A 26,320-nucleotide genomic window follows, 5' to 3' on the forward strand; every position below is an offset into this window, starting at 1 on the left:
GGGTGTGTCTCATGCCGCATCCACTGGGGATGCAGCGCTCCTCACATCGTTACAGGTTGAGTATTCGTGTTGCGCCGTATTCCAAAGCAATCTTTCGATCACCTTTTCATACATTGATACAATCACAACCCTGATTCACCTACTCGCACACCCATCTCTAAGTATGCTTTCGTGAATCTCTTTACTACTTCTTCCTGATTGTTAAAGAACGACAGCCGATATCGCAGTTGCTATAACCGCGTATCACTCTGACTGGCTCAATCGCCAATGCGAAACGCTCTGTGCCTTTAAACACAGAACCCTGCGCATTGAAGATTGGTGGAGGATGACGGGATCGAACCGACGACCCCCTGCTTGCAAAGCAGGTGCTCTCCCAGCTGAGCTAATCCCCCAGTCATGCAGATAACGCAATCTGATAGTCCCGGAGTCTTCACCGGTTAGCTGCAGCCACCGCAGAAACAGTGGTGGGTCTGGATGGATTCGAACCATCGACCCCCGCCTTATCAAGACGGTGCTCTAACCAACTGAGCTACAGACCCCTGAGTCTGTCTGCGTATCTGTCTTAATTTCACAGCCGATAAGCGTGAGCGCTCAACGTTTGACACGTTAGCTCGAGAAAGGAGGTGATCCAGCCGCACCTTCCGATACGGCTACCTTGTTACGACTTCACCCCAGTCATGAATCCTACCGTGGTGACCGTCCTCCTTGCGGTTAGACTAGCCACTTCTGGTAAAACCCACTCCCATGGTGTGACGGGCGGTGTGTACAAGACCCGGGAACGTATTCACCGCGGCATGCTGATCCGCGATTACTAGCGATTCCAGCTTCACGCACTCGAGTTGCAGAGTGCGATCCGGACTACGATCGGTTTTCTGGGATTGGCTCCCCCTCGCGGGTTGGCGACCCTCTGTTCCGACCATTGTATGACGTGTGAAGCCCTACCCATAAGGGCCATGAGGACTTGACGTCATCCCCACCTTCCTCCGGTTTGTCACCGGCAGTCTCCCTAGAGTGCTCTTGCGTAGCAACTAGGGACAAGGGTTGCGCTCGTTGCGGGACTTAACCCAACATCTCACGACACGAGCTGACGACAGCCATGCAGCACCTGTGTTATGGCTCCCTTTCGGGCACCCCCACCTCTCAGCAGGGTTCCATACATGTCAAGGGTAGGTAAGGTTTTTCGCGTTGCATCGAATTAATCCACATCATCCACCGCTTGTGCGGGTCCCCGTCAATTCCTTTGAGTTTTAATCTTGCGACCGTACTCCCCAGGCGGTCAACTTCACGCGTTAGCTACGTTACCAAGTCAATGAAGACCCGACAACTAGTTGACATCGTTTAGGGCGTGGACTACCAGGGTATCTAATCCTGTTTGCTCCCCACGCTTTCGTGCATGAGCGTCAGTATTGGCCCAGGGGGCTGCCTTCGCCATCGGTATTCCTCCACATCTCTACGCATTTCACTGCTACACGTGGAATTCTACCCCCCTCTGCCATACTCTAGCCCGCCAGTCACAAATGCAGTTCCCAGGTTAAGCCCGGGGATTTCACATCTGTCTTAGCGGACCGCCTGCGCACGCTTTACGCCCAGTAATTCCGATTAACGCTTGCACCCTACGTATTACCGCGGCTGCTGGCACGTAGTTAGCCGGTGCTTATTCTTCCGGTACCGTCATCCCCCCAGGGTATTAACCCAGAGGTTTTCTTTCCGGACAAAAGTGCTTTACAACCCGAAGGCCTTCTTCACACACGCGGCATTGCTGGATCAGGGTTTCCCCCATTGTCCAAAATTCCCCACTGCTGCCTCCCGTAGGAGTCTGGGCCGTGTCTCAGTCCCAGTGTGGCTGGTCGTCCTCTCAGACCAGCTACAGATCGTCGCCTTGGTAGGCCTTTACCCCACCAACTAGCTAATCTGCCATCGGCCGCCCCTGTAGCGGGAGGTCCTAAGATCCCCCCCTTTCCTCCGTAGAGCGTATGCGGTATTAATCCGGCTTTCGCCGGGCTATCCCCCACTACAGGACACGTTCCGATGTATTACTCACCCGTTCGCCACTCGCCACCAGGATTGCTCCCGTGCTGCCGTTCGACTTGCATGTGTAAGGCATGCCGCCAGCGTTCAATCTGAGCCAGGATCAAACTCTTCAGTTCAAACCTGTTACTGTTTTCGGTCTCTTTCGAAACCGGTCGCTCACTCAACGTACTGACGAATGATCATCCCATCCGAAGATGGGAAAACCTTCCTTTAATACTAGTGTGAGACTTGATACTTTCGCTTGTCGGCAGAATCCGGAGATCCCACCGCGCGTCGCGCATCAAGCGCCCACACTTATCGGCTGTTAATTTTTAAAGATCGAGTCCGCATTCACTACCAAACCCGCACCGGACACCTCAACTTCAACCACCCGGTACCGCTTCGTTCTGCGTCGCTGCATCAGCAGCAGAGAAACGAGATTATGAAGAATCTTTTTCGTCTCGTCAACAACTTTTTTTCGCTTTCGCTTAAAACCTTGTTGACGCTACGGCCGCTTGTTTCTGCAGCGGCGCTCGTTCGCAAACGAGGAGGCGAATATTAGGCGAACATCGGCTATGTGACAAGGGTTTGACGAAATCTTTTTTTGGCGAGTCACTTCCGGGTCGAATTCACCACTGCGTCCACGGGGACCGCGTCGGCCATTGCGGCATAGCCCGCGTCGCTCGGGTGAATGTGGTCGCCACTGTCAAAGGTGCGCTGCAAGCGCTCTGGTTGTACCGGGTCGCGCAAGGCCGCATCGAAATCCACTACCCCGTCGAACGCGTGACTGCTCCGGATCCATTGGTTGACCGCGAGCCGGATGCTTTCGCGCGGCGCCGGCAACGATGCCGGTGTCAGCGTTGCGCCGAACACTTTCACGCCGCGGTGCCGCGCGACTGCGATAACCCTTTGATAGCCGGCAATCAGGTCGGCGGCCGTCACCGAGGTATGAGGAAAGTCACAGTCGAGACCGCTTCGCGCCGGCATCCCTGCGAAGTTGATGTCGTTGATTCCGATCAGTAGAATCGCCGCCTTGACGCCCGCGCGTTCGAGCACGTCGCGGTCGAAACGCCGCACGAGCGCGTCGCCGTAGCACGGGGAGTCACTCAGCAAGCGGTTACCGCTGATACCAAGATTGACGATCGCGGTCGACCGGTCGCCTGCGCCCGCAAACCGGCGAGCCAGTGCGTCCGGCCAGCGCCGGTTCTGATTGAGGCTGGAGCGCATACCGTCAGTGATCGAGTCGCCAATCGCCGCGACCGCAGCTGTGGCGGGCGCGTCCACAGATAGCCCTGTCACCCACACGTACTGCGTAAACCGGCCGCGAAACGAATCGGCGGAAGCGTCAGCGGTGTGATTGCCCGGCGTCGAAACATAATTCACCTGACTCGACACGCGGTGCCACGCCACGATCCGTTGTTCAGGCCCCATTAATACGCTGATCGCGTAGGGCGCGCCGCCGGCAATGTCGATGGCAACGGGGTCGCTATCGATTTCACCACCCGCGGGCACGCTCACCGCGGTTTTACCGCCAAATGTCACCCGCATTTCACCGTTGCCCAGCGCCGCCGCGCCGCCGGCCGAACGCGCAATGCGCAGGTCCTCGATCACGAGCGGCGTTTTGCCGTACTCATTGCTGAGATGCATGCGCGCAGATTTTCCGGACAGCGTTGGATACACAATCTGGCGAACCGTGCGCCCGGCTACCTCCGGCGCCCGGTATAGCGGCGGCAAATCCGCCCTTTGAGGAATGGGCTGCAGCGCGGTGGCCCACGCGGTGACCCAGTGCGTGCTGGCGTCTGCGGCGAAAACGGTGGGAGAAACAGCGAGTTGTGACAGCAGCGCCGCGCCACATGCGGCGGCCAGAGTGCGGATGGTCATTCGGGTGGTCGGTTCGAGGCGAAACGTGCATTGTGCCCGATCGCCATGGCTGTCGCGGACCACCGCGACAGCCTCACACCCGCACCCGGATCAAGCGGTCGCCGGTGCGCCCGTCATCTTCAATGCAAGCGCCTCGGCCACTTCGATGCCGTCGATAGCCGCCGAATAAATGCCACCGGCGTATCCCGCCCCCTCACCCGCCGGATACAGGCCCTCGACATTCATACTCTGATAGTCGTCCCGCCGGCGCACCCTAATCGGTGACGACGTTCTCGTCTCAACGCCCGTCAGCACCGCATCGTGCATTGCAAAGCCGGCAATCTTCTTGTCCATCTGCGGCAACGCTTCGCGAATTGCCTCGATCACGTAGTCGGGCAGCGCCGTGCTGAGATCGGTCGGATGCACGCCGGGTTTGTAGGACGGCACCACCGAACCGAGCGACGTAGACGGCCGGCCGGCGATGAAGTCGCCAACCAGTTGACCCGGCGCCTGGTAATTCCCGCCGCCCAATTCAAACGCCCGCTCCTCCCATTTGCGCTGGAAAGCAATGCCGGCGAGGGGACCGCCCGGAAAATCGTCCGGCGTGATACCGACTACGATCCCTGCGTTCGCATTGCGCTCGGCGCGGGAGTATTGACTCATGCCGTTCGTCACCACCCGGCCCGGCTCGGAGGTCGCCGCCACCACGGTGCCGCCCGGACACATGCAGAAGCTATAGACCGCGCGGCCATTGCTGCAGTGATGCACGACTTTATAGTCCGCAGCGCCCAGTTGCTTGTGGCCGGCGAATTTGCCGAACCGGCTGCGATCGATCAGACCTTGGGGGTGCTCAATCCGGAATCCGAGCGAAAACGGCTTCGCTTCGATATAGACGCCGCGGTCGTGGAGCATCTCGAAGGTATCGCGCGCGCTATGGCCGACTGCCAGCACCACGTGATCGCAACGCAAGGTTTCGCCCGTGGACAGCTTGAGCGCCCGCACTTTCCCCTGATCAATCTCGATGTCGTCGACGCGCGTCTCGAAACGCACCTCGCCGCCGAGCTCGTGGATGGTCGCGCGCATCTTTTCGACCATGCTGACAAGGCGGAACGTGCCGATGTGCGGCCGGCTCAGATAAAGAATGTCCTCCGGCGCACCCGCCCGGACGAATTCGTCGAGCACCTTGCGGCCGTAGTGCTTCGGATCCTTGATCTGGCTGTACAGCTTGCCGTCCGAGAACGTGCCCGCGCCGCCTTCGCCGAATTGCACGTTCGACTCAGGATTGAGCACCGACTTACGCCACAGGCCAAAAGTATCCTTGGTCCGTTCGCGCACGGCCTTGCCGCGCTCGAGGATGATCGGCCGGAAGCCCATCTGCGCAAGGATCAGCCCGGCAAACAGGCCACACGGCCCCATGCCGATCACGACCGGGCGCAAAGCCGTGAGGTGCGCCGGCGCCTTGGCGACGAACCGGTAGGCCATGTCCGGCGTTACGCCGCAGTGGGGCACGTCAGCCAGCCGCTTGAGGGCAGCTGCTTCGTCCTTCACCTCGACATCGACGATGTACGTAAGCTTGATGTCGGCGCGCTTGCGCGCATCGTGCGCACGGCGAAACACGGTGTATCGGATAAGCCCATCAGCGGCCACGCCGAGTTCTGCGAGGCGCGCGTGGACGGCGGCTTCGAGATCATTTTCGGGGTGGTCGAGCGGGAGTTTGATTTCGCTTAGACGTAACATGAGTACCGGGGGATGCAGGAAGGCCGCAAATCGCGGCCAATTCGCAATTTTATAGGTTATGTGTCGGCGCGTGGCGGTGACGGCCGCGAAACGCCACGACGGCATCACCCGCTTCCCTATCGGTCCGGGCAGTCAATCTCAAAAAATTTATTAACCGACCGGTCGGTTGGTTTATACTGCGCAAACACAGACAACTTCCGCTAAGAGCGTCCCCATGTACACGCAATCCCTGGATATTCCCGGTAATGTGGCCCCGCTCGACGCGGGCGCCGGTTCGCCCGAGCAGGCGCAGTTCGACGCAGTCATGGCCGCCGACGGCAAGATCGAAGCGCAGAACTGGATGCCGGACGCCTATCGCAAGACGCTGGTTCGGCAGATCTCGCAGCACGCGCATTCGGAAATCGTCGGCATGCTGCCGGAAGGCAACTGGATCACGCGCGCTCCCAGCCTGAAGCGCAAGGCGATCCTGCTCGCCAAAGTGCAGGACGAAGCCGGTCACGGCCTCTATCTGTATAGCGCAGCCGAAACGCTCGGCGTGTCGCGCGATCAGTTGATCGCCGCATTGCACTCGGGCAAGGCCAAGTATTCGAGCATTTTCAATTACCCCACACCCACTTGGGCTGACGTCGGCGTAATTGGCTGGCTGGTCGACGGCGCGGCGATCATGAACCAGATTCCGCTGTGCCGCTGCACCTATGGCCCGTACGCCCGCGCGATGATCCGCATCTGCAAGGAAGAGTCGTTCCATCAACGCCAGGGTTTCGATGCGCTGATGTCGATGATGAGCGGCACTGAAGCGCAACGCGAACTGGTCCAACAGGCTGTGAACCGCTGGTGGTGGCCGGTTCTGATGATGTTCGGCCCGAGCGACAAAGACTCGATCCATAGCAGTCAGTCATCGAAATGGGGCATCAAGCGTATTTCGAACGACGATCTGCGCCAGAAATTCGTCGACGCCACCGTCGACCAGGCCAAGGTGCTCGGCGTCACGCTGCCCGACCCAGATCTGAAGTGGAACGAAGCACGCGGTCATCACGACTACGGCGACATCGACTGGGAAGAATTCTGGCGCGTCGTAAACGGTGACGGCCCGTGCAACCGCGAACGTCTCGCCACCCGCGTGAAAGCCCACGACGACGGCGCCTGGGTACGCGAAGCCGCCCTCGCCCACGCCGAAAAACAGCGCCAACGCGCACAACAGCACGCCGCCTGAGCCAGGCGGCCCGCCAAGCAAAGAATCAGGAGATCAGCAATGAACAAGGAATGGCCGATTTGGGAAGTCTTCGTGCGCAGCAAGCAGGGACTCGACCACAAACACTGCGGCAGCCTGCACGCCGCGGACGCGCCGATGGCGCTGCGCATGGCGCGCGACGTCTACACGCGCCGCCAGGAAGGCGTGAGCATCTGGGTGGTGCCGTCCTCGGCGATTACGGCGTCCTCACCCGAAGACAAGGCGGAGCTGTTTGAACCGGCTGGCGACAAGATTTATCGCCACCCGACGTTCTATACGCTCCCCGACGAAGTCAACCACATGTAAGCGCAGCCATGGACATCACGCCTCAACATCTGTCATACGTGCTGCGCCTCGCGGACACCGCACTGATCCTCGGTCAGCGCAACACCGAATGGTGCGGCCACGGCCCGATCCTCGAAGAGGACATCGCGCTGTCGAACATGAGCCTCGATCTGATCGGGCAGGCGCGGCTGCTGTACACCCACGCGGCCTCGCTGGAACAGCAGCTCACCGGCCAGAACCGCACGGAAAATGACTACGCGTACTTCCGCGCCGAACGCGAGTTCGCCAACTACACGCTGGCTGAGTTGCCGCATTACGGGCCGCTGGCCGGCACCGCGCAAGCGGAGAAAGACTACGCGGTCACGATCGTGCGCAATTTCCTGTATTCGACGCTGATGGCGCATCTGTGGACGGCGCTCACTGCGTCTACAGATGAGCAGCTGGCGGCCATTGCAGCGAAGTCCATCAAGGAAACCAGCTATCACGTGCACCACGCAAGCGAATGGCTGATCCGTTTCGGCGACGGTACGGACGAGTCGCATCGCCGCGCTCAAGCCGCGCTCGACTATCTGCTGCCCTACACCCGCGAGTTCTTCAGCACGGATGCGGTGGAAGAAGCGATTGCCGCAGCCGGTATCGGCCCGCTGACGTCCGATCTCGAAGCAGCATGGCTCGATGACGTGCGCGCCACGCTCGACGAAGCCACGCTGACGCTTCCCGAGGCGGTCAAGCACATCACCACCGGCAAGCACGGCGAGCACTCGGAGCACATGGGCTTCGTGCTGGCGGAAATGCAAAGCCTCGCGCGCCAGCATCCCGGCGCGACCTGGTAAGCCCCCAACCGGAATCCCACGATGACGACCTCGACTGCCACGCACGCCGCCGACGCCACGCTCGAACGCGCATGGGCCGTGCTCGAAGCGGTGCCCGACCCGGAAATCCCCGTGGTCTCGATCCGTGAACTGGGCATTCTGCGCGACGTGCGCCGTGGCGAAGACGGCGCGCTGGAAGTCGTCATCACGCCGACCTATTCGGGCTGCCCCGCGATGTCGCAGATCGCGGAAGACGTCGCCCGGGCGCTCGACGTCGCGGAACTGAAACCCTACCGGATCTCAACCGTACTCGCGCCCGCCTGGACCACCGACTGGATGACCGCCGAGGCCCGCGAGAAGCTGCGCGCCTACGGCATCGCGCCGCCTACGGGCAATTGCGGCAGCGCGCTGCCGTCTCAGGAAAAAGTGCTGCGTTTTGTACCGCGCGCGCTGCCGGCGCCGTCGTGCCCCCGCTGCGGCTCGGCTCACACCGAACGCCTTGCGCAATTCGGCTCGACCGCCTGCAAGGCGTTGTACCGCTGTCTCGACTGCCGCGAACCCTTCGACTACTTCAAACCATACTGATATGGCTACCCCGCAATTTCACCCGCTGCGTATCCGCGAAGTGCGGCCCGAAACCGCCGACGCGGTCTCGGTTGCCTTCGAAGTCCCCGTCGAACTGCGCGACCACTATCGTTTCACGCAGGGCCAGTTTGTCACGCTGAAAACGCATATCGGCGGTGAGGAAACGCGCCGTTCCTATTCGATCTGCGTCGGCGTCACCGACTACGACCGCGACGGCGAACTGCGCATCGGCATCAAGCGCGTACGCGGCGGACGCTTCTCGAACTTCGCGTTCGATACGCTGCAGCCCGGCCATACGATCGACGTCATGACGCCGGACGGCCGCTTTTTTACCCATCTGAACGTGGACCAGGGGCAGCAGTATCTCGCGTTCTCAGGCGGCTCGGGTATTACGCCGGTGCTCGCGATCATCAAGACCACGCTTGAAGTCGAGCCGCGCAGCACATTCACACTCGTGTACGGCAACCGCAGCGTCGATCAGATCATGTTCGCGGAAGAACTCGAAGATCTGAAGAACCGCTTCATGAACCGCTTCGTGCTCTATCACGTGCTGTCCGACGACCTGCAGGACGTCGAACTGTTCAATGGCGTGCTCGATCAGGAAAAGTGCGCGGCGTTCATCGAAAACCTGCTGCCGGCCGACGCGATCGACGAAGCGTTCATCTGCGGGCCCGCTCCCATGATGGACGCCGCTGAAGCGGCATTAAAGGCCGCGGGCCTGGCGCCGGAAAAGGTGCATGTGGAGCGCTTCGGTTCGCCTCTGCCCCAGGCGGGCGTGCCAGCGGTCGAAATCACCGACGACACCCCGGCGGCCGACCTCGAAATCGTGCTCGACGGGAAGAAACGCAAGCTGCGTCTGCCGTATCAGGGTGTGAGCGTGCTTGACGTCGGCTTGCGCGCCGGCCTCGCGTTGCCGTATGCGTGCAAGGGTGGCGTGTGCTGCACCTGTCGCGCCAAGGTGCTGGAAGGTGAAGTGAAGATGGAAAAGAACTACACGCTGGAAGAACACGAAATCCGCGATGGATTCGTACTCACCTGCCAGTGTCATCCGATCAGCGATCGCGTGGTAGTGAGCTACGACGAACGTTAGGCGATGCGCAGCGCACGGCCTGAAGGGACGCCGTTGCGCTTTCAGCAGGTCCGCGATCCGCTTACACTAGGGGCCGCTCGCAATCGGACACCTGTTCCGATCCGCGAGCGGCCCCTTTTTGCCATAAGCCAGCCCAAACCCTTGCCGATGAGCACGATCCACCTCACCAACGGCGACGTTGCCGCCGAGTCCCTGCGCACTGCGCTGCACGAAGCCGGCCGCGACGACCGCGTGCATGCCCTGCGCGACGATCTGGCGGTGGGCCCGCTGCGCGGCGTCGACGATACACCCGAAGCTCGAGCGGGCTTCTGGGATCGCGTCAGCCCAGATACGAAGCGCGATTTTCTTCGTGAATTTCGCGACCAGGCGGCCGCGCTGCAGAAGATCGCGCGCGACGAAGCGAATCTGGTGGTGTGGCACGGCGAAAGCGCGTCCGATCAATTGATGCTGCGCCGCGTCTGCTATCACTTGCGCAACAGTCCGCAGCGGCTCAACGAAGTGCGACTGTCGATTCGCGACCTCACCGATCCCGGCGCATGGGCGCACAGTCGCAAAGACCGCGCGACATCGGTCGGCATGTTCGCGCCGGCTGCGCTAGAAGCCCGTCTGCCGGACGCCGCACCCATCTCCGTGTTGCGTATCAGCCGGCTCGCGCTCGAATGGCAGGAAGTCAAACATGCGAATGGCGAAACGCGGCGCTGGCGCGACAATATGTTCACGAGCGGCAGTTTCGCTGATCTGGACGCGCTGATTCTCGAGTGCGTCACCGAAGAATGGCAACCCGCCGCGCGCGTGGCCGCCGAACTGATGACCGCGGAACTCTGGTTTCTGGTTAGCGACAGCATCGTGCTGTGGCGCATGCGCGAACTGGCCGCGACCCGGCGCATCAAGCTGCGCGGCGACGCGAACGCGTGGCGCACGCTGGAGTTGTGCGCGGCCCTCGCCCCCTGTCCAAACTAATAAAACAAACGACTATGGCCCGCACCCGAGCCCCCGACCACGAAACCCAGCGCGATCAGATTCTCGAACTGGCAGCTGCCAAATTTGCGCAGACCAGCTATCCGAGCACCTCGATGGCCGATCTCGCCGCCGCAAGCGGCACCTCGAAAGCGCGCCTGTACCACTACTACGCGAGCAAGGAAGCGATCCTGTTCGATCTGCTGGACCGCTACACCAAGCGGCTGATGCTGATCATCGCCGAGGTGGAAGGTGCGAGCCAGCGCCGCGGGCTGACCGAGCGGGAAACATTCGCCGAGTTGATCCGCGCGTTTCTCTCGGAGTATGAGACGTCGCACAGCCGGCACGTCGCGCTCCTCAACGACGTGAAGTATCTGGTCGATACCCAGCGCGAAGTCATTCTCAACCGTCAGCGTGATGTGGTGGCCGCATTCGCCCGCCAACTCGCACGCGCCTATCCTGAGCGCGCCACACGCGAAAACCAGACCGCTCTCACGATGATGGTGTTCGGCATGATCAACTGGACATTCACCTGGCTCAAGCCAGACGGGCGGATGGGCTACCGCGAGTTCGCCGAACAGGTGGTTGATATGGTGGACCACGGTTTAGGCGCCCCGGGAGCCTGATTGACGCATGGCAACATTATTCATACGGAATAGTTGTCCCTGCACGACACATTTTCAAGAACGCTCGTTCAATTTATTAATCTTTATTAATCAATAGCATAAAAATAGGGCGCCAATCTTTTAGGCAAACACCTCAAATTTTTATACGGGTTTTCCCTAGTCCCGGGTTAGGGTTTCCGCTAAAATCGCTTTTGCGGTGCATCAGGCCGCTTGATTAAAGGAGAACCTGACCATGAAAATGCTTACACCCCGCGCCGCCGAGTCGATCGTCACGCACGATCGCCTGTCGTTGCCAGCCGGACGTGCGCCAGCGCTGGTCCGGGAACTCACCGCCGTAGACCGGGATCGGCTGCTGGCTCACTTCCTCGCGCTAGACGAAGACGACCGCCTGCTGCGTTTCGGCCAGATCGTGCCGAACCACGTCATCGAAAACTACGTTCGCGCGATCGATTTCACACGCGATACCGTTTTTGGCGTGTTCGACAATCAATTGCAACTGACCGGCGTCGGCCATCTGGCTTATCTGCCGGCCGAAGGCGACAAGCGCACCGCCGAGTTCGGCGTGTCCGTCCTGGAAAGCGTGCGCGGCCAGGGTATCGGCTCGAAGCTTTTCGAGCGCGCCGCCATTCGCAGCCGCAATACACACGTCACCATGCTGTACATGCACTGCCTTTCGCGCAATTCGACCATGATGCACATCGCCAAGAAGGCCGGCATGAAGATCGAATACGCGTACGGTGAAGCAGACGCCTACCTGACCCTCGCGCCGGCAGACCAATCGAGCATCATGGCGGAAATGCTGCAGGAGCAAGCCGCGGTGTTCGATTACGCACTCAAGCGCCAGGCACGTCGCGCGACTAAATTGTTTGAAACATTCTTGCCGCAAGCAGCGGCGGCCTGAGCGGCCCACGCTTCGGTGAAATGCAAAGGGCGGCCTGATGGCTGCCCTTTCTGTTTTCCCGTGGTCCGGTTCCCTGCACTCACAAAATCGGCAGCGCCGTCGTTTCCTTGATCTTTTCGAGCGAAAAGCTTGTTTTCACGTCGATCACCGACGGATGGTGCAGCAGATGATCCTGCACGAAGCGCGAAAAGTGAGCCATATCCTCCACCTGCACACGCAGCAGATAGTCCATGTCGCCGGTCATCGCGTGGCACGCGACCACCTCCGGCCATGTCTGGACTGCCGCACGGAAAAGATCCGCGTGCGTCGCGTCGCCCCGTGGACTGAACGCGGAACCACCGCGCTTTTCCAAACGCACATTCACGTAAGCAAGCAGATCGAGCCCCAGCTTCTGTGGGTCGAGTAACGCGACATAGCCACGAATCACCCCGCTTTCTTCCAGCCGACGGATACGCCGCAGGCAAGGGCTCGGAGACAGATTAATGCGCTCCGCGATCTCCTGATTCGACAGTCGCCCGTTTTCCTGAAGGATCTCCAGAATACGCCTGTCGATAGCGTCAATCTCTATATTGGCCATTTTCTGCCGTCCACGTAAAAATTTAAGCTAGAAAATAGCGCAAGCGTATCGATCCACGATTAAGTTCGCAAGCTTTCGCCGCGAGGTGGCCTATACACTTGCGTCATTCAGTCGCGCTCAATCGCATACCTCGCGCGCCCCTTAGCTTTGCATGGAGACAGACAATGCAGGTTTCAACTTGGGAAAACCCAGTCGGCACGGACGGCTTCGAATTCATCGAATACACCGCACCCGATCCGGTTGCGCTCGGCAAGCTATTCGAACAAATGGGCTTCACCGCAGTCGCACGGCATCGTCATAAAAACGTGACGCTGTATCGCCAGGGCGAAATCAACTTCATCGTCAATGGGGAGAAGGATTCGTTCGCGCAACGGTTCACGCGCCTGCATGGTCCGTCGATCTGCGCGATTGCATTCCGCGTTCAGGACGCCGGCAAGGCTTATCAGCAGGCCCTGGAGAAAGGTGCCTGGGGCTTCGATAACAAAACCGGCCCGATGGAACTGAACATTCCGGCGATCAAGGGGATCGGCGACTCGCTGATCTATTTCGTCGACCGCTGGCGCGGCAAGAACGGCGCCGAGCCGAACAGCATCGGCAACATCGATATTTACGACGTGGACTTCGAGCCGATTCCCGGCGCGAACCCGAATCCGGTTGGCCACGGCCTCACCTACATCGACCACCTGACGCACAACGTCCACCGTGGCCGCATGCAGGAATGGGCGGAATTCTACGAGCGCCTGTTCAACTTCCGCGAAGTGCGTTATTTCGATATCGAAGGCAAGGTCACGGGCGTGAAGTCGAAGGCGATGACTTCGCCGTGCGGCAAAATCCGCATTCCGATCAACGAAGAAGGTTCGGAGACGGCTGGCCAGATCCAGGAATACCTCGACGCGTACCACGGCGAAGGCATTCAGCACATCGCGCTCGGCAGCAACGACATCTATCGCACGGTCGACGGCCTGCGCGCGGCGAACATTTCGCTGCTCGATACGATCGACACGTATTACGAACTGGTCGATCGCCGCGTGCCGAATCATGGCGAACCGCTCGACGAATTGCGCAAGCGCAAGATTCTGATCGACGGCGCGCCTGACGACCTGCTCCTGCAGATTTTCACGGAGAACCAGATTGGCCCGATCTTCTTCGAGATCATCCAGCGCAAGGGCAATCAGGGCTTCGGTGAAGGCAACTTCAAGGCGCTGTTCGAATCGATCGAACTGGATCAGATTCGACGCGGCGTGGTGCAGGACAAGGTTTAATGCCGTTAAGGCGACCTGCGCGCGGTTGCAATAAAAAAGGGCGAAGATCGGATGATCTTCGCCCTTTGTCTCATGCCGCTGTCCACACCTGGACAACGACCGGTTGTCAACCGATACGCCGCATCACCGGCGCATCACGAATTCTGGTCTTCCTCGTCGGTTTTGGTCGACCGGGTTACCCGTTCCACCGCGATACGCGTCGGCGCAACTTGCGCCACGCGGGTGACTGCGTTCGACAGCGTTCCCGCGCTGCCCGAGCGCACCGGCGCGCTCATCGCGAAAAATGTGGCCGAAACCATCAGGAAGGTCTGGATATTTCTAGTGTTCATGCGTACTCCTTTTCTGACTGCCCTGTTGTCGTGAAGCTCTGCCGAATGCAGAGCGTTGGCAGACATTGCTCACAGGTGGGGTATTAGACAGGCATTCCAACTGCGGTTCCGCAGATTTGTAGTTTTTACGGCTTGTTACAGCAGCATGCCCCGCGCCGCTTGTGCGCGCAGGTTATTGTTTGGCATTACCCGGAATCGCGCCGCATTGCCCCATTATTGGCGCACTGCGGCGGGTTTTCACCAGTGCTACCATCACTTAAAACACGTCAATATGGCGACCCTGGCCCTGGGCATTCACAAGATGCCGTGGCCCAAAAAGCTTTGGTGATCCCAAACTGGGTGGAAGGAGTACACATAATGAATGCCCCGCTAGATGCAGGTCAGCGAGCCTCGCTCGAAGCCGCGCTATCTTCCGTCACGCTAGACGACAAATACACCCTCGAACGCGGCCGCGCGTACATGAGCGGCATCCAGGCGCTAGTGCGTCTGCCGATGTTGCAGCAGGAACGCGACCAGGCCGCCGGGCTCAACACCGCCGGGTTCATTTCCGGTTACCGTGGATCGCCACTCGGCGGACTCGACCAATCCCTGTGGAAGGCGAAACAGCATCTCGCCGCGCGTCGGGTGGTGTTCCAGCCCGGCGTCAATGAAGACCTCGCGGCGACCGCTGTGTGGGGTTCACAGCAGGTCAACCTGTATCCAAGCGCCAAATACGATGGCGTGTTTTCGATGTGGTACGGCAAGGGCCCGGGCGTCGACCGGTCCGGCGACGTCTTCAAGCACGGCAACTCTGCCGGCTCGGCGCAGCATGGCGGTGTCCTGGTGCTGGCAGGCGACGACCACGCGGCCAAATCCTCCACGCTTGCGCACCAGTCCGAACACATCTTCAAGGCGTGTGGACTGCCTGTGCTGTTTCCGTCGAACGTGCAGGAATACCTCGACTTCGGTCTGCACGGCTGGGCGATGAGCCGCTATTCCGGCCTGTGGGTGGCCATGAAGTGCGTGACCGACGTGGTCGAATCGTCGGCTTCGGTCGATATCGATCCGCACCGCACCAAAATCATCCTGCCGGAAGATTTCGCCATGCCCGAGGGCGGCCTGAATATCCGCTGGCCGGATCCGCCGCTGGTGCAGGAAGCACGCCTGCTCGACTACAAGTGGTACGCCGCGCTCGCCTACGTGCGCGCGAACAAGCTGGACCGCGTCGAAATCGATTCGCCGCACGCGCGCTTCGGCATCATGACGGGCGGCAAGGCTTATCTGGACGTGCGTCAGGCGCTGACCGACCTCGGTCTCGACGACGAAACCTGCTCGCGTATCGGCATCCGCCTGTACAAGGTCGGCTGCGTCTGGCCGCTCGAGGCGCAAGGCGCGCATAGCTTTGCGAAGGGCCTCGAAGAAATTCTGGTGGTCGAGGAAAAGCGCCAGATTCTCGAATACGCAATCAAGGAAGAGCTGTACAACTGGCCCGATGCGCAGCGTCCGCGCGTGTTCGGCAAGTTCGACGAAAAGGACGGCGCAGGCGGCGAATGGTCAGTGCCAATGGGCAACTGGCTGCTACCGGCGCATTACGAACTGTCGCCGGCGATCATCGCCAAGGCGATCGCCACCCGGCTCGACAAATTCGACCTGCCGTCAGACGTGCGCGCACGCATCGCCACGCGCATCGCCGTGATCGAAGCGAAAGAAAAGGCGCTGGCCCGTCCGCGCGTGGAAGCCGAACGCAAACCGTGGTTCTGCTCGGGCTGCCCGCACAATACGTCCACCAACGTGCCGGAAGGTTCGCGTGCGATGGCCGGCATCGGCTGTCACTACATGACCGTCTGGATGGACCGCAGCACCAGCACCTTCAGCCAGATGGGCGGCGAAGGCGTGGCGTGGATCGGCCAGGCGCCGTTCACCAACGACAAGCACGTGTTCGCCAATCTCGGCGACGGCACCTATTTCCACTCGGGGCTTCTGGCGATTCGCGCGGCCATCGCGTCGAAAACGAACATCACCTACAAGATTCTCTATAACGACGCGGTGGCAATGACGGGCGGCCAACCGGTCGACGGCGTGCTGACCGTGCCTCAGATCACGCATCAGCTGGCCGCCGAAGGCGCGACGAAGATCGTGATCGTTACCGATGAGCCGGAGAAGTACTCCGCGAACGTCGGGCTTGCGCCAGGCATCGACATTCATCATCGCGACAAGCTGGATGAAGTACAGCGCCAGCTGCGCGAAGTCTCCGGCACCACGATCCTGATCTACGACCAGACCTGCGCCACCGAGAAGCGCCGCCGCAGGAAACGTGGCACCTATCCGGACCCGGCACGCCGCATCGTCATCAACGAGGCGGTATGCGAAGGCTGCGGCGATTGCTCGGTGAAGTCGAATTGCCTGTCGGTCGAGCCGCTTGACACCGAGTACGGCACCAAGCGCCAGATCAATCAATCGACCTGCAACAAGGATTTCTCGTGCGTGAACGGGTTCTGCCCGAGCTTCGTCTCCGTTGAAGGCGGTCAGTTGCGCAAGCCGAAGGCCGCTTCTGGCGTGGTTGGCGATGCCATGCCGCCGGTACCGGAACCCGACCTGCCGTCGATCGAGCGTCCTTACGGGGTGCTGGTGACGGGCGTCGGTGGCACCGGCGTCGTGACAATCGGCGCGCTGCTCGGCATGGCCGCGCATCTGGAGAACAAGGGTGTGACAGTGCTCGACGTCACCGGCCTCGCACAAAAGGGCGGCGCCGTGATGAGCCACGTGCAGATCGCAAAGAACCCCGCCGACATCCACGCGACGCGCATCGCGATGGGTGAAGCCAGCCTCGTGATCGGCTGCGACGCGATCGTCACGGCCAGCGACGAATGCGTCTCGCGGATGCAGGTGGGCCGCACACGCGTGGTACTCAATAGCGCCCACACGCCGACCGCCGAACTCATCAAGAATCCGAACTGGCGTTTCCCAGGCAGCAGCACGGAAGCGGATGTACGCGCCGCTGCGGGCGACGATGGGGTCGATACTGTCGATGCGAATCACTTCGCCGTCGCGCTACTCGGCGACGCGATCTACACGAATCCTTTCGTGCTCGGCTACGCATGGCAGCGCGGCTGGGTGCCGCTCACGTATCAGTCGCTGATACGCGCGATCGAACTGAATAACGTGCAGGTCGAGAAGAACCGTGCGGCGTTCGAATGGGGTCGCCGGGCCGCGCATGATCTGGCTGCCGTGCGCAAGCTCGCGCAGTCTCAAGGACGCGGCGCCGTAGCGGAAACGGCCAGCAGCAAGATCATTTCACTGCATACGCCGAAAGCGCTCGACACGTTGATCGACAAGCGCGCCGACTATCTCGCTGGCTGGCAAAACGCCGCATACGCGAATCGTTACCGCGCGCTGGTTGGGCAAGTGCGGGTCGCCGAATCGGCGCTCGATTCGATCGACGGCCAGTTGCCGCTGACCGAAGCGGTTGCGAAGAACCTGCACAAGCTGATGGCATACAAGGACGAGTACGAAGTCGCGCGGCTGTACAGCGACCCGGCGTTTATCGAAAAGTTGAAGGCGAATTTCGAAGGCGACTGGAAGCTGCACATTCACCTCGCGCCGCCGACGTTCTCGAAGAAAGACGCACATGGCCATCTGGTGAAGAAGAAGTACGGACCGTGGGTGTTCAGCGCCATGCATGTGCTGGCCAGGTTCAAGTTCCTGCGCGGCACGGCGCTCGACATGTTCGGCAAGACCGAAGAGCGTCGTACTGAACGTGCGTTGATCGTCGAGTACGAGGCACTCGTGCGCGAACTGATCGGCGGCCTGACGGCGCAAAAGCGTGACCTGGCGATCGAACTGGCGAATCTGCCCGACGGTATCCGCGGCTACGGACACGTGAAGGAAAACAATCTGAAGGGCGTGCGGGTCAAGTGGAACGACTTGCTGACTCGCTGGCGCTCGGCTGAAACGGGAAAGACGCAGCACGCAGCGTGATCATGCGGGTTTGACCGGGCTGCATCGGCCGGAAATGGAAAAGGCGACTGTCCTCACGGACAGTCGCTTTTTTTTGCCTGTTTTGACACGTGATGCGTGTGTACAAGAACAAGCGGTACTGCTCCTTCCAACAACACAACAACTACCAGAAACAAATGACAATTACCTACTGCTAGTTCTACTACCAACTTCAACTTCCACTGCCAACTTCAACATCTACTGCCAACATTTACTTCTGCAACCAACATCTACTTCTACCAACATCTTCTACAACCAACGCCTACTGCTACAACACATACCCACTGCCAGTACTGCAACCCATCGGTACTACTTGTCTTCACCATCAGAACTGCAACTGCTCATACCCCATACCAGATGAAACGCAGCGCCTCGAAGCAGCGCAGGAAATTACCAGCCGACTGTTCCGTCGCGCTTGAGATGTGCCGCGCTTCAGAAGTAACTTTACAAAAGTGTCACAACGAATCGAATAGGAGCATTCTTAAAGATCGCTTGCCACCCTAAGATCCTTTCGGATCAAGGCTCGTCGAACCAAGAATACGCACCATAAAAAAACGCCACGGAAGTCGCTCCCGTGGCGTTCTTGCAAGCTTGTTGCGAACGCCGCAGTGCGCGGCGCCGCTTCAGCAATTAGTCCATCCGCATTACTTCGCGCTCACCGGCTTGCGTGCGTTTGCCGAAGCCACCGCCGTCATGTTGATGATCCGCCGCACGGTCGCAGCCGGCGTCAGAATGTGCACCGGTTTTTCCGCGCCCAGCAGGAACGGACCGACTGTCACGCCTTCACCACCGATCATCTTCAGCAGGTTGTAGGTGATGTTCGCGGCTTCCACGTTCGGCATAATCAGCAGGTTCGCTTCGCCGGTCAGCGTCGTGCCCGGGAACGCAGCCTTGCGCACCGCCTCCGACAACGCCGCGTCACCATGCATTTCACCGTCGATCTCGAGCGACGGCGAGCGTTCCACAATCAGCTTGCGAGCCGCGGCCATACGTTGCGACGACGAAGACGGTGCGCTGCCGAAGTTCGAATTCGACAACAACGCGACCTTCGGCGTGATGCCGAATTTTTCGATTTCGCGCGCAGCGAGCATCGTCATGTCGGCGAGTTGTTCGGCAGTCGGCGTTTCGTTCACGTACGTATCGCAGATGAACAGATTACGGCCCGGCAGCATCAGCAGATTCATGGCAGCGAAGTTCTGCACGTTATCGGCCTTGCCCAGCACCTGCTCGATGAAGTTCAGGTGCGTGTGGTACTGCCCGATCATCCCGCAGATCATGCCGTCCGCTTCGCCGAGGCGCACGAGAATCGCACCGATCAGCGTGTTGAACTTGCGCATCGCGGCCTTCGCGACATCCGGCGTGACGCCTTCACGCGCGCCGAGTTCGTGATACGCCTGCCAGGATCGCTGATAGCGCGGATCGTCTTCCGGATCGACGACTTCGAAGTCTTCGCCACACTTGAGCTTCGAACCCATTTTCTTCAGGCGCATTTCGATCACCGAAGGACGGCCGACCAGAATCGGCTTGGCAATCTTTTCGAGCAGCACGAACTGTGCGGCGCGCAGCACGCGCTCATCTTCACCTTCGGCGAATACGATGCGTGCCGGCTCCGATTTCGCAGCCGCGAACACCGGACGCATCACCATCCCTGTGCGGTACACGGTAGTACCGAGTTCTTCGCGGTATGCGTCCATGTCCTTGATCGGACGGGTCGCGACGCCCGAATCCATCGCAGCCTGTGCGACAGCCGGCGCGATCTTGATGATCAGGCGCGGATCGAAAGGCTTCGGAATCAGGTAGTCAGGACCGAACTCGAGCGAGTGACCTTCGTAGGCCTTCGCGACTTCATCGCCCTGATCGGTTTCTTCGGCCAACTCCGCAATCGCGCGTACGCATGCGAGCTTCATCTCTTCCGTGATCGTGGTAGCGCCGACATCCAGCGCACCGCGGAAGATGAACGGGAAGCACAACACGTTGTTGACCTGGTTCGGATAGTCCGAACGGCCGGTTGCGATGATGCAGTCCGGGCGTACCTTCTTCGCGTCTTCCGGGCGGATTTCCGGCTCCGGATTCGCCAGCGCCAGAATCAGCGGCTGCGTGCCCATTTCGGCAACCATTTCCGGCTTCAGCACGCCTGCGCTCGAACAACCGAGGAACACGTCGGCGCCGCGGATCGCGTCAGCCAGGGTGCGTGCTTCGGTGTTTGCCGCGTAACGTTCCTTCGACGGATCGAGGTTGCCGCGGCCTTCGTAGATCACGCCCTTCGAATCGGTGACGAGCACGTTCTTCTTAGACAGGCCCAGGTTCACCAGCAGATCCAGGCACGCAATCGCCGCAGCGCCCGCGCCCGAACACACCAGCTTCACCTCATCGAGCTTCTTGCTGACCACTTTCAGCCCGTTCAGAATCGCCGCCGAAGCGATGATCGCCGTGCCGTGCTGATCGTCGTGGAAGACCGGAATCTTCATACGCTCGCGCAGCTTCTTCTCGATGTAGAAGCATTCCGGCGCCTTGATGTCTTCGAGGTTGATGCCGCCCAGCGTGGGTTCGAGCATCGCGATTGCTTCGACCAGCTTGTCCGGATCGGACTCGGCGAGTTCGATGTCGAACACGTCGATACCGGCGAACTTCTTGAAGAGACAGCCCTTGCCTTCCATTACCGGCTTCGCGGCGAGCGGGCCGATGTTACCGAGACCTAGCACGGCCGTGCCGTTCGTAATCACGCCGACGAGGTTGCCGCGCGAGGTGTACTTCTGCGCGTCGAGCGGTTCGTCGTAGATCGCCATACAGGCCGCGGCAACGCCCGGCGAGTACGCAAGCGAGAGGTCGAGCTGGTTCGACAACGGCTTGGTAGGCGTGACCGAAATCTTGCCGGGCTTCGGATTCTGGTGGTATGCGAGAGCGCTTTGCTTAAGTTGTTCGTCCATTTTTTGGCCTGCGAGACGTAAGTAATTGGGCCCGGCACACCGCACCGTAGGCGTCGCTTGCATCGATCGAATGGATAATCGACTGAGACGGTTTTCGCACACGCCGGTTGGGCGCGGCGTATAACCTGGGCGGCAGGCAAGGCGGTGCGGAGTGCTACGCGGGCCGGTTAGTGTACACCCCGAATGCGTCGATGAACCGAGTGGTTAACGCCGCTCACCATCGGCGAAACAAGGCCTCGCAATGGTGCGGCGCCGCATTGCGCAGCGATGGGAGCGCGTCGCCGCGCCTGCGTCATTCGAGTTCGGCGCCGCGTCGCTCAGGGATCAGAAACAGCGTGGCGACGATGTCGAGCAGATAGATCGATGCGAGCAACGCCAGCGCCGCACCAAACGAGTAGCGCGCGGCCAGCGCGCCCACCACCACCGGGCCAAAGCCGCCAACCGCCCGGCCGACGTTGAACAGCACGTTCTGCGCGGTCGCACGTGCTTCGGTCGGATAAAGCTCGGAGATCAGCGCACCATACCCGCCGATCATCCCGTTGACGAACACGCCCATCGCCGCGCCGCCGATCAGCAACGCCATCGGCGTGCTCAGATGAGCATAGACGAACACCATCACGACCGCGCCCGCCTGATAAAACAGGAAGGTCGGCTTGCGGCCAAAGCGGTCGGCAGCGATACCGAACAGCCAGATCCCACAGGCCATGCCGACAATCGTCGCGGCGGTCCATAGTCCGGATTTGGTCAGCGAGTAGCCAAAGGTCTTCGACAAATAGCTGGGTAGCCAGATCATCAGGCCGTAATAGCCAAAGTTTTGCACCGAGCAGAGAATCGCCACGCCGACGCTGGCGCGCGTGGTGCGCGGATTGGCCACCAGCAATTTCAGCGGCAGCCTGGGCATGCCACGCTCCGCGCGCTGAGTGAACAGCGCAGGCTCCTCGACGCGACGGCGCACGAAAAACGACACCACCGCAGGCAACGACCCAAGCGCGAACATGCCCCGCCAGCCGATCACCGGTAGAAGGAGCGGCGTCAGCAAAGCGGCCGCCAGCACGCCGAGTTGCCATCCCAACCCAACGTACGACGACACACGAGCCCGCTGCGACGCCGGCCACGCTTCCGCCACCAACGCCATGCCGATACCAAACTCGCCGCCGAGGCCGATGCCGGCAATGGTCCGATAGATCAGCAAGTCGGTATAACCTTGCGCCAGCGCGCACAGACCGGTGAAGACAGCGAAGATCAGAATCGTCCACGCGAGCATTCGCACGCGGCCGAAGTAGTCGCTCAACACGCCGAAGATCAGCCCGCCTACCACGGCGCCGATCAGCGTCCATGTGACGAGCGAGCCCGCCTGCGTCGACGACAGATGCAGATCGGCGGCGATCACCGGCAGCATGAAACCGAGGATCAGCAGATCGAAGCCGTCCATCGCGTAACCGGCGACCGCAGCGATCAGCGCCCGGCCGGCATAACCTGGTTTGGCGGGTCCCCGCGTGTCGGTGACAGAAGAAGCCGTGGTCATTGAAAGCTTTCCGTATGCAAAAGGGCGGCAATTCCTCGAACGCCCAAGAAGTTCGCGTGAGTGTAAGGGCGGCCCAGCCCGCTCACAAGCGAGCCAGCAAGCACGCATCACCGTGCGCCGAAAAGCCTGTCCGACGCGACAGTTATGACGACCGTTCGTGTGTGACCAGCACGACGGCCTCCTCGGACAGGTCCGATTCGGGTAAAATGTCGGCCTACGCGCGCAGCAAAACCGGCCGGCACTCCACTGGCCGGTTGCGTATTTGCCTATCAAGGCGCCGCCCACTATGGCGCGGTATACCCCGCTTGCTGCGCCACCGGGCCCCGTGCCCGCTTCTCCCCGCTCACACCCAAGGATCCGCCCATGACAGGCTTCGATCGCCAGACGATCTCCGACACCACCGCCAAGATGCTGCTCGAAGTGCAAGCAGTGCACTTCAACGCGGAGAAACCGTACATTTTCACGTCCGGCTGGGCGAGCCCGGTTTATATCGACTGCCGCAAGCTGATCTCGTATCCGCGCGTGCGCCGTGGCCTGATGGAAATGGCTGAAGCCACCATCCTGCGCGATGTCGGTTATGAACAGATCGACGCCGTTGCGGGCGGCGAAACCGCCGGCATCCCATTCGCGGCATGGCTGTCCGACCGTCTGATGGTGCCGATGCAATACGTGCGCAAGAAGCCGAAGGGGTTTGGACGTAACGCGCAGATCGAAGGCTTGCTGACCGAAGGTCAACGCGTGCTGCTGGTCGAAGACCTGACCACGGACAGCCGCAGCAAGATCAACTTCATCAACGCGCTGCGCACCGCCGGCGCCACGGTGAACCACTGCTTCGTGCTGTTCCACTACAACATTTTCAAGGAAAGCGTGTCGGTGCTGAAAGACATCGACGTCGATCTGCACGCGCTGGCCACGTGGTGGGACGTGCTGCGCGTCGCCAAGGAAAACAACTACTTCGACACCAGGACGCTCGACGAAGTGGAAAAATTCCTGCATGCGCCGGCTGAATGGTCGGCAGCGCATGGCGGCGCCATGTCGACGCCGCAGTAAGCCTGGCCGCTTGATGCGGATTGAATAAAAAAGCCGCCTGTCTCCTTCGACAGGCGGCTTTTTTTCAAGGCGCCGCCCTGCAGCGCGAGTGCGAAGCTACGACGTGCCGCCGGTGCCCTCAGCCGAATGTGACGACAGATTCAGCAAGCCGTTGCTCTGCGCGTACTGGAACAATTCGGAATCGCGATCGATGCCGAGCTTGCGCATCGCCGTGTTCTTCTGCGTGCTGATCGTCTTGATGCTGCGATTGAGCTGCTCCGAGATTTCCTTGATCGTCATTCCGGACACGAACAGCCGCACGACCTCGAGCTCGCGCCTCGACAGCATGACTTCATCGCTCTTGCCACCGGCATTCATGCGCAGCGTATCGAGCGACGCTTTCACCGACGGGCTCATGTATTCCAGGTTGCGGCTGACGTGCTGCACAGCGAGCCCGATATGACTCAGGTCGTCCGATTTGTTGACGACCGACGTCACGCCGAGTTCGCTCAGACGTTTGAGCAGCGCAGCGTTTTCCAGCATCGTCAGCACGACGATGGGAAGATCGGGAAAATTGCGGCGCAAATAGCCGATCAACGGCAGCCCGTCGCCATATTGGCCGCCAGGCATTGCCAGATCCGTGACGAGGACGTCGCACGCAACGGTCTGCAACACCTTGACCAACTCGGTTGACTGGCGCGCACGCGCGACGACCTGCATGCCTGGAAACTTGAGCAAGGCTTGTTCGGCGCCGAACAAAATCACCGGATGGTCGTCGGCCACCACGACCCTGACTGGATCTTGCATTGCCCTCCCCTCAACAGATAAACCACTCTCCAAAACTTCTGACATGCTTTTCTATTCTTGGTACTCAAACTAATCGGGGGCGTGGCTTATATTCACGCGGACAATTCCTCCGACTATAGCCGATTTCCCGTCGGCAAAGCCGCACCGGCGATCACAATGAATCATCACAGAGCTAATGTTAGACTTGATTCGACCTTGGGGCACAAAATAGGGACAATAATCATAGCGAGGACAACCGCCTCGCGCCCTGACAGGAGAACCGGCACATGCGCTCGCGTTGCCTGGTTGTTTCGCTTGCTTCGCCCCATCAACGAATGCCGCTCCTCACCTGCGCGAGACTGGGTCTCATGCTGCTGGCGGCGCACAGCTCTTACGCGTTCGCCGAGGGTGCGTTCACACTCACTAGCGCCAGCTTCCGTGACGGCGGCACAGTAGATACACCGCAGGTTTTCAATCAGGACGATTGCAAAGGCGGCAATCGGTCTCCACAACTGGCCTGGCACGACGCGCCCGCTGGCACCCGCAGCTTCGCAGTCACCATGCTCGACGAGGATGCGCCCGGCCGCGGCTGGTGGCACTGGGCGGTTGCGAGCATTCCGGGCACGGTCGATCGCCTGCCGGAGAACGCCAGTTCGTCGGGCTTCCTGAAGAAGCTTGGCGCGGTCGAGGCGCGCAACGATTTCGACAGCGACGGCTACGGCGGCCCGTGCCCGCCGCCGGGCAAACCCCATCGCTATGTCATTACCGTGTATGCGTTGAACACCGCCGACTTGCGCCTCGCGCAAGGCCGTCCCGCGTTGATGTTCGATCACGAGATTGGCACCGCCGCGCTCGGCAGTGCGCGAATGGTGGTCAATTACGGGCGCTAGCGCGGCTCGTCGCCGCCACCGGGTCGCGCTGGCTCGCCGGGTCTGTGGCGCGTACTGGCGCACGGCTTGCATCGCATTGCATCCTGAGCGGAATGTCTGTCATCGGTGCACGTTAAGGTGTCCAGCAGCGGCTTGAGCGAAGTTTGCCGATATCGCGCATTGCACGCGCGCACCGCTGCCGTGCGTCATCCCATTGTTTTTCATTTTGCCGGAGAGTGCCATGTCGAAAATCGTCATCGTTTATCACAGCGGCTACGGTCATACGAAGAAGGTCGCCGAGGCGGTGCTGGCAGGCGCCCTGGAAGCCGGCGCCGAGGCCAGACTGATGCCGGTCAGTGAAATCGACGACGCGGCCTGGGCCGAACTGGCAGCAGCCGACGCAATCATCTTTGGCGCCCCGACATACATGGGCGGGCCGTCGGCCGATTTCAAGAAATTCGCCGACGCCAGCTCGAAACCGTGGTTGGGCCAGACGTGGAAAGACAAGATCGCCGCCGGCTTCACCAATTCGGCGACCATGAACGGCGACAAGTTCTCGACCATCCAGTACTTCGTCACGCTGGCCATGCAACACGGCATGATCTGGGCGGGCACCGGCATGATGTCGTCGAACACCAAGGCAGCGACCCGCAACGACCTGAACTACGTGGGCGGCTGGACCGGCCTGCTCACCCAGTCGCCAGCGGACGCCTCCCCGGAAGAAGCGCCGCCGGCGGGCGATCTGGAAACGGCACGCATGTTCGGCGCGCGTATCGCAGCGGTGACGGCGCGGTGGAACGCCGCATGAATCTGCTCTGAACCTGCTGGTATCGGTTGTCATCTGCCGTGCAACCGGTCATTCAGATGTCACTTTCAGCGCGCATCGTCGTTTTTTTACCCTGATCCGCACGCCCGCCGCCATCAGGTCTTAAAATAGCGTTCCGGCG

21 protein-coding genes, 2 tRNA genes and 1 rRNA gene are annotated in these 26,320 nt (G+C 60.5%); 14 read left to right on the forward strand and 10 right to left on the reverse strand.

All coding sequences use genetic code 11. The features are described 5' to 3' along the window. Positions 1–316: 316 nt before the first annotated feature. From PQR27_RS19310 to PQR27_RS19320, 3 genes are all read right to left on the reverse strand, one after another. Positions 317–392: transfer RNA gene (locus PQR27_RS19310), tRNA-Ala, on the reverse strand. A 70-nt stretch (positions 393–462) separates the two neighbouring features. Further along, positions 463–539, reverse strand: a tRNA-Ile gene (locus PQR27_RS19315). A gap of 77 nt (positions 540–616) precedes the next feature. Beyond that, a 16S ribosomal RNA gene (locus PQR27_RS19320) occupies positions 617–2,147 on the reverse strand. 125 nt (positions 2,148–2,272) lie between these two features. Here PQR27_RS19320 and PQR27_RS19325 point away from each other — a divergent pair. Further along, positions 2,273–2,572 (forward strand): hypothetical protein, encoded by a 300-nt coding sequence (locus PQR27_RS19325; RefSeq protein WP_408525107.1) that lies wholly within the window; start codon positions 2,273–2,275, stop codon positions 2,570–2,572. 50 nt (positions 2,573–2,622) lie between these two features. Here the strand turns inward: PQR27_RS19325 and PQR27_RS19330 are convergent, their stop codons facing one another. Next, positions 2,623–3,891, reverse strand: a complete 1,269-nt coding sequence (locus PQR27_RS19330; RefSeq protein ID WP_408525108.1) for an SGNH/GDSL hydrolase family protein — start codon at positions 3,889–3,891, stop codon at positions 2,623–2,625. A 90-nt stretch (positions 3,892–3,981) separates the two neighbouring features. Next, on the reverse strand, positions 3,982–5,607 hold the full coding sequence (locus PQR27_RS19335; RefSeq protein ID WP_408525109.1) for an NAD(P)/FAD-dependent oxidoreductase: 1,626 nt from the start codon (positions 5,605–5,607) through the stop codon (positions 3,982–3,984). Between the two features lie 214 nt (positions 5,608–5,821). Here PQR27_RS19335 and paaA point away from each other — a divergent pair, with 214 nt between their 5' ends. The 8 genes from paaA to PQR27_RS19375 all read left to right on the forward strand — a co-directional run bounded on the left by paaA (position 5,822) and on the right by PQR27_RS19375 (position 12,094). Next, positions 5,822–6,820 (forward strand): 1,2-phenylacetyl-CoA epoxidase subunit PaaA, encoded by a 999-nt coding sequence (gene paaA, locus PQR27_RS19340; RefSeq protein ID WP_408525110.1) that lies wholly within the window; start codon positions 5,822–5,824, stop codon positions 6,818–6,820. Positions 6,821–6,859: 39 nt separating this feature from the next. After that, entirely contained in the window at positions 6,860–7,144 is a 285-nt protein-coding gene (gene paaB, locus PQR27_RS19345) for a 1,2-phenylacetyl-CoA epoxidase subunit PaaB (RefSeq protein ID WP_168795449.1), read from the forward strand. Positions 7,145–7,152: 8 nt separating this feature from the next. Then, the gene (gene paaC / locus PQR27_RS19350; protein ID WP_408525111.1) at positions 7,153–7,956 is read left to right on the forward strand and encodes a 1,2-phenylacetyl-CoA epoxidase subunit PaaC; all 804 of its coding nucleotides are present in this window, start codon (positions 7,153–7,155) and stop codon (positions 7,954–7,956) included. A 21-nt stretch (positions 7,957–7,977) separates the two neighbouring features. Then, positions 7,978–8,520 (forward strand): 1,2-phenylacetyl-CoA epoxidase subunit PaaD, encoded by a 543-nt coding sequence (paaD, locus tag PQR27_RS19355; RefSeq protein ID WP_408525112.1) that lies wholly within the window; start codon positions 7,978–7,980, stop codon positions 8,518–8,520. 1 nt (position 8,521) lies between these two features. Beyond that, positions 8,522–9,610 carry a 1,2-phenylacetyl-CoA epoxidase subunit PaaE gene (gene paaE / locus PQR27_RS19360; protein WP_408525113.1) on the forward strand — a complete coding sequence of 363 codons (1,089 nt, stop codon included), beginning with the start codon at positions 8,522–8,524 and terminating at the stop codon, positions 9,608–9,610. 147 nt (positions 9,611–9,757) lie between these two features. Next, on the forward strand, positions 9,758–10,570 hold the full coding sequence (locus tag PQR27_RS19365) for a DUF1835 domain-containing protein (RefSeq protein ID WP_408525114.1): 813 nt from the start codon (positions 9,758–9,760) through the stop codon (positions 10,568–10,570). 14 nt (positions 10,571–10,584) lie between these two features. Next, positions 10,585–11,193 (forward strand): TetR/AcrR family transcriptional regulator, encoded by a 609-nt coding sequence (locus PQR27_RS19370; RefSeq protein WP_408525115.1) that lies wholly within the window; start codon positions 10,585–10,587, stop codon positions 11,191–11,193. A gap of 232 nt (positions 11,194–11,425) precedes the next feature. Next, positions 11,426–12,094 (forward strand): GNAT family N-acetyltransferase, encoded by a 669-nt coding sequence (locus tag PQR27_RS19375; RefSeq protein WP_408525116.1) that lies wholly within the window; start codon positions 11,426–11,428, stop codon positions 12,092–12,094. A gap of 79 nt (positions 12,095–12,173) precedes the next feature. Here the strand turns inward: PQR27_RS19375 and PQR27_RS19380 are convergent, their stop codons facing one another. Further along, positions 12,174–12,671 (reverse strand): Lrp/AsnC family transcriptional regulator, encoded by a 498-nt coding sequence (locus tag PQR27_RS19380; protein WP_408525117.1) that lies wholly within the window; start codon positions 12,669–12,671, stop codon positions 12,174–12,176. Between the two features lie 164 nt (positions 12,672–12,835). Here PQR27_RS19380 and hppD point away from each other — a divergent pair, with 164 nt between their 5' ends. Further along, positions 12,836–13,933 carry a 4-hydroxyphenylpyruvate dioxygenase gene (gene hppD, locus PQR27_RS19385; RefSeq protein ID WP_408525118.1) on the forward strand — a complete coding sequence of 366 codons (1,098 nt, stop codon included), beginning with the start codon at positions 12,836–12,838 and terminating at the stop codon, positions 13,931–13,933. Positions 13,934–14,067: 134 nt separating this feature from the next. Here hppD and PQR27_RS19390 read toward each other — a convergent pair whose 3' ends face one another. Further along, complete coding sequence (locus tag PQR27_RS19390) at positions 14,068–14,262, reverse strand: hypothetical protein (RefSeq protein ID WP_408525119.1); 195 nt, start codon at positions 14,260–14,262, stop codon at positions 14,068–14,070. A 357-nt stretch (positions 14,263–14,619) separates the two neighbouring features. On the opposite strand from PQR27_RS19390, the gene PQR27_RS19395 reads away from it, so the two are divergent. Beyond that, complete coding sequence (locus PQR27_RS19395; RefSeq protein WP_408525120.1) at positions 14,620–18,219, forward strand: indolepyruvate ferredoxin oxidoreductase family protein; 3,600 nt, start codon at positions 14,620–14,622, stop codon at positions 18,217–18,219. 662 nt (positions 18,220–18,881) lie between these two features. Here PQR27_RS19395 and PQR27_RS19400 read toward each other — a convergent pair. Beyond that, a complete protein-coding gene (locus PQR27_RS19400) occupies positions 18,882–21,164 on the reverse strand; it encodes an NADP-dependent malic enzyme (protein WP_408525121.1) in 2,283 nt (760 codons plus the stop codon). A 292-nt stretch (positions 21,165–21,456) separates the two neighbouring features. Next, positions 21,457–22,689 carry an MFS transporter gene (locus PQR27_RS19405; protein WP_408525122.1) on the reverse strand — a complete coding sequence of 411 codons (1,233 nt, stop codon included), beginning with the start codon at positions 22,687–22,689 and terminating at the stop codon, positions 21,457–21,459. A gap of 363 nt (positions 22,690–23,052) precedes the next feature. Here PQR27_RS19405 and PQR27_RS19410 point away from each other — a divergent pair, with 363 nt between their 5' ends. Next, positions 23,053–23,739 (forward strand): orotate phosphoribosyltransferase, encoded by a 687-nt coding sequence (locus PQR27_RS19410; protein WP_408525123.1) that lies wholly within the window; start codon positions 23,053–23,055, stop codon positions 23,737–23,739. 96 nt (positions 23,740–23,835) lie between these two features. On the opposite strand, the gene PQR27_RS19415 is transcribed toward PQR27_RS19410, so the two are convergent. After that, positions 23,836–24,525 carry a response regulator gene (locus tag PQR27_RS19415; protein WP_408525124.1) on the reverse strand — a complete coding sequence of 230 codons (690 nt, stop codon included), beginning with the start codon at positions 24,523–24,525 and terminating at the stop codon, positions 23,836–23,838. 266 nt (positions 24,526–24,791) lie between these two features. Between PQR27_RS19415 and PQR27_RS19420 the strand changes: the two genes are divergently transcribed. Together PQR27_RS19420 and PQR27_RS19425 are read left to right on the forward strand one after the other, a co-directional pair. After that, positions 24,792–25,394 carry a YbhB/YbcL family Raf kinase inhibitor-like protein gene (locus tag PQR27_RS19420; RefSeq protein WP_408525125.1) on the forward strand — a complete coding sequence of 201 codons (603 nt, stop codon included), beginning with the start codon at positions 24,792–24,794 and terminating at the stop codon, positions 25,392–25,394. 220 nt (positions 25,395–25,614) lie between these two features. Then, complete coding sequence (locus PQR27_RS19425) at positions 25,615–26,181, forward strand: flavodoxin family protein (RefSeq protein ID WP_408525126.1); 567 nt, start codon at positions 25,615–25,617, stop codon at positions 26,179–26,181. The last annotated feature ends 139 nt before the right edge of the window (positions 26,182–26,320 follow it).

It is taken from the genome of Paraburkholderia fungorum (assembly GCF_046027215.1).
In the GTDB taxonomy this organism is placed as follows: domain Bacteria; phylum Pseudomonadota; class Gammaproteobacteria; order Burkholderiales; family Burkholderiaceae; genus Paraburkholderia; species Paraburkholderia fungorum_D.

What these genes read in the sequence shown, in the direction of transcription:
- PQR27_RS19335 (WP_408525109.1), bottom strand. Translation starts at nt 5,607, where the DNA reads ATGTTACGTCTAAGCGAAATCAAACTCCCGCTCGACCACCCCGAAAAT.
- PQR27_RS19400 (WP_408525121.1), bottom strand. Translation starts at nt 21,164, where the DNA reads ATGGACGAACAACTTAAGCAAAGCGCTCTCGCATACCACCAGAATCCG.
- paaC (WP_408525111.1), top strand. Translation starts at nt 7,153, where the DNA reads ATGGACATCACGCCTCAACATCTGTCATACGTGCTGCGCCTCGCGGAC.
- PQR27_RS19410 (WP_408525123.1), top strand. Translation starts at nt 23,053, where the DNA reads ATGACAGGCTTCGATCGCCAGACGATCTCCGACACCACCGCCAAGATG.
- paaA (WP_408525110.1), top strand. Translation starts at nt 5,822, where the DNA reads ATGTACACGCAATCCCTGGATATTCCCGGTAATGTGGCCCCGCTCGAC.
- PQR27_RS19405 (WP_408525122.1), bottom strand. Translation starts at nt 22,689, where the DNA reads ATGACCACGGCTTCTTCTGTCACCGACACGCGGGGACCCGCCAAACCA.
- PQR27_RS19395 (WP_408525120.1), top strand. Translation starts at nt 14,620, where the DNA reads ATGAATGCCCCGCTAGATGCAGGTCAGCGAGCCTCGCTCGAAGCCGCG.
- paaB (WP_168795449.1), top strand. Translation starts at nt 6,860, where the DNA reads ATGAACAAGGAATGGCCGATTTGGGAAGTCTTCGTGCGCAGCAAGCAG.
- PQR27_RS19380 (WP_408525117.1), bottom strand. Translation starts at nt 12,671, where the DNA reads ATGGCCAATATAGAGATTGACGCTATCGACAGGCGTATTCTGGAGATC.
- PQR27_RS19365 (WP_408525114.1), top strand. Translation starts at nt 9,758, where the DNA reads ATGAGCACGATCCACCTCACCAACGGCGACGTTGCCGCCGAGTCCCTG.
- PQR27_RS19420 (WP_408525125.1), top strand. Translation starts at nt 24,792, where the DNA reads ATGCGCTCGCGTTGCCTGGTTGTTTCGCTTGCTTCGCCCCATCAACGA.
- PQR27_RS19390 (WP_408525119.1), bottom strand. Translation starts at nt 14,262, where the DNA reads ATGAACACTAGAAATATCCAGACCTTCCTGATGGTTTCGGCCACATTT.
- paaE (WP_408525113.1), top strand. Translation starts at nt 8,522, where the DNA reads ATGGCTACCCCGCAATTTCACCCGCTGCGTATCCGCGAAGTGCGGCCC.
- PQR27_RS19375 (WP_408525116.1), top strand. Translation starts at nt 11,426, where the DNA reads ATGAAAATGCTTACACCCCGCGCCGCCGAGTCGATCGTCACGCACGAT.
- PQR27_RS19425 (WP_408525126.1), top strand. Translation starts at nt 25,615, where the DNA reads ATGTCGAAAATCGTCATCGTTTATCACAGCGGCTACGGTCATACGAAG.
- PQR27_RS19415 (WP_408525124.1), bottom strand. Translation starts at nt 24,525, where the DNA reads ATGCAAGATCCAGTCAGGGTCGTGGTGGCCGACGACCATCCGGTGATT.
- paaD (WP_408525112.1), top strand. Translation starts at nt 7,978, where the DNA reads ATGACGACCTCGACTGCCACGCACGCCGCCGACGCCACGCTCGAACGC.
- PQR27_RS19330 (WP_408525108.1), bottom strand. Translation starts at nt 3,891, where the DNA reads ATGACCATCCGCACTCTGGCCGCCGCATGTGGCGCGGCGCTGCTGTCA.
- PQR27_RS19370 (WP_408525115.1), top strand. Translation starts at nt 10,585, where the DNA reads ATGGCCCGCACCCGAGCCCCCGACCACGAAACCCAGCGCGATCAGATT.
- hppD (WP_408525118.1), top strand. Translation starts at nt 12,836, where the DNA reads ATGCAGGTTTCAACTTGGGAAAACCCAGTCGGCACGGACGGCTTCGAA.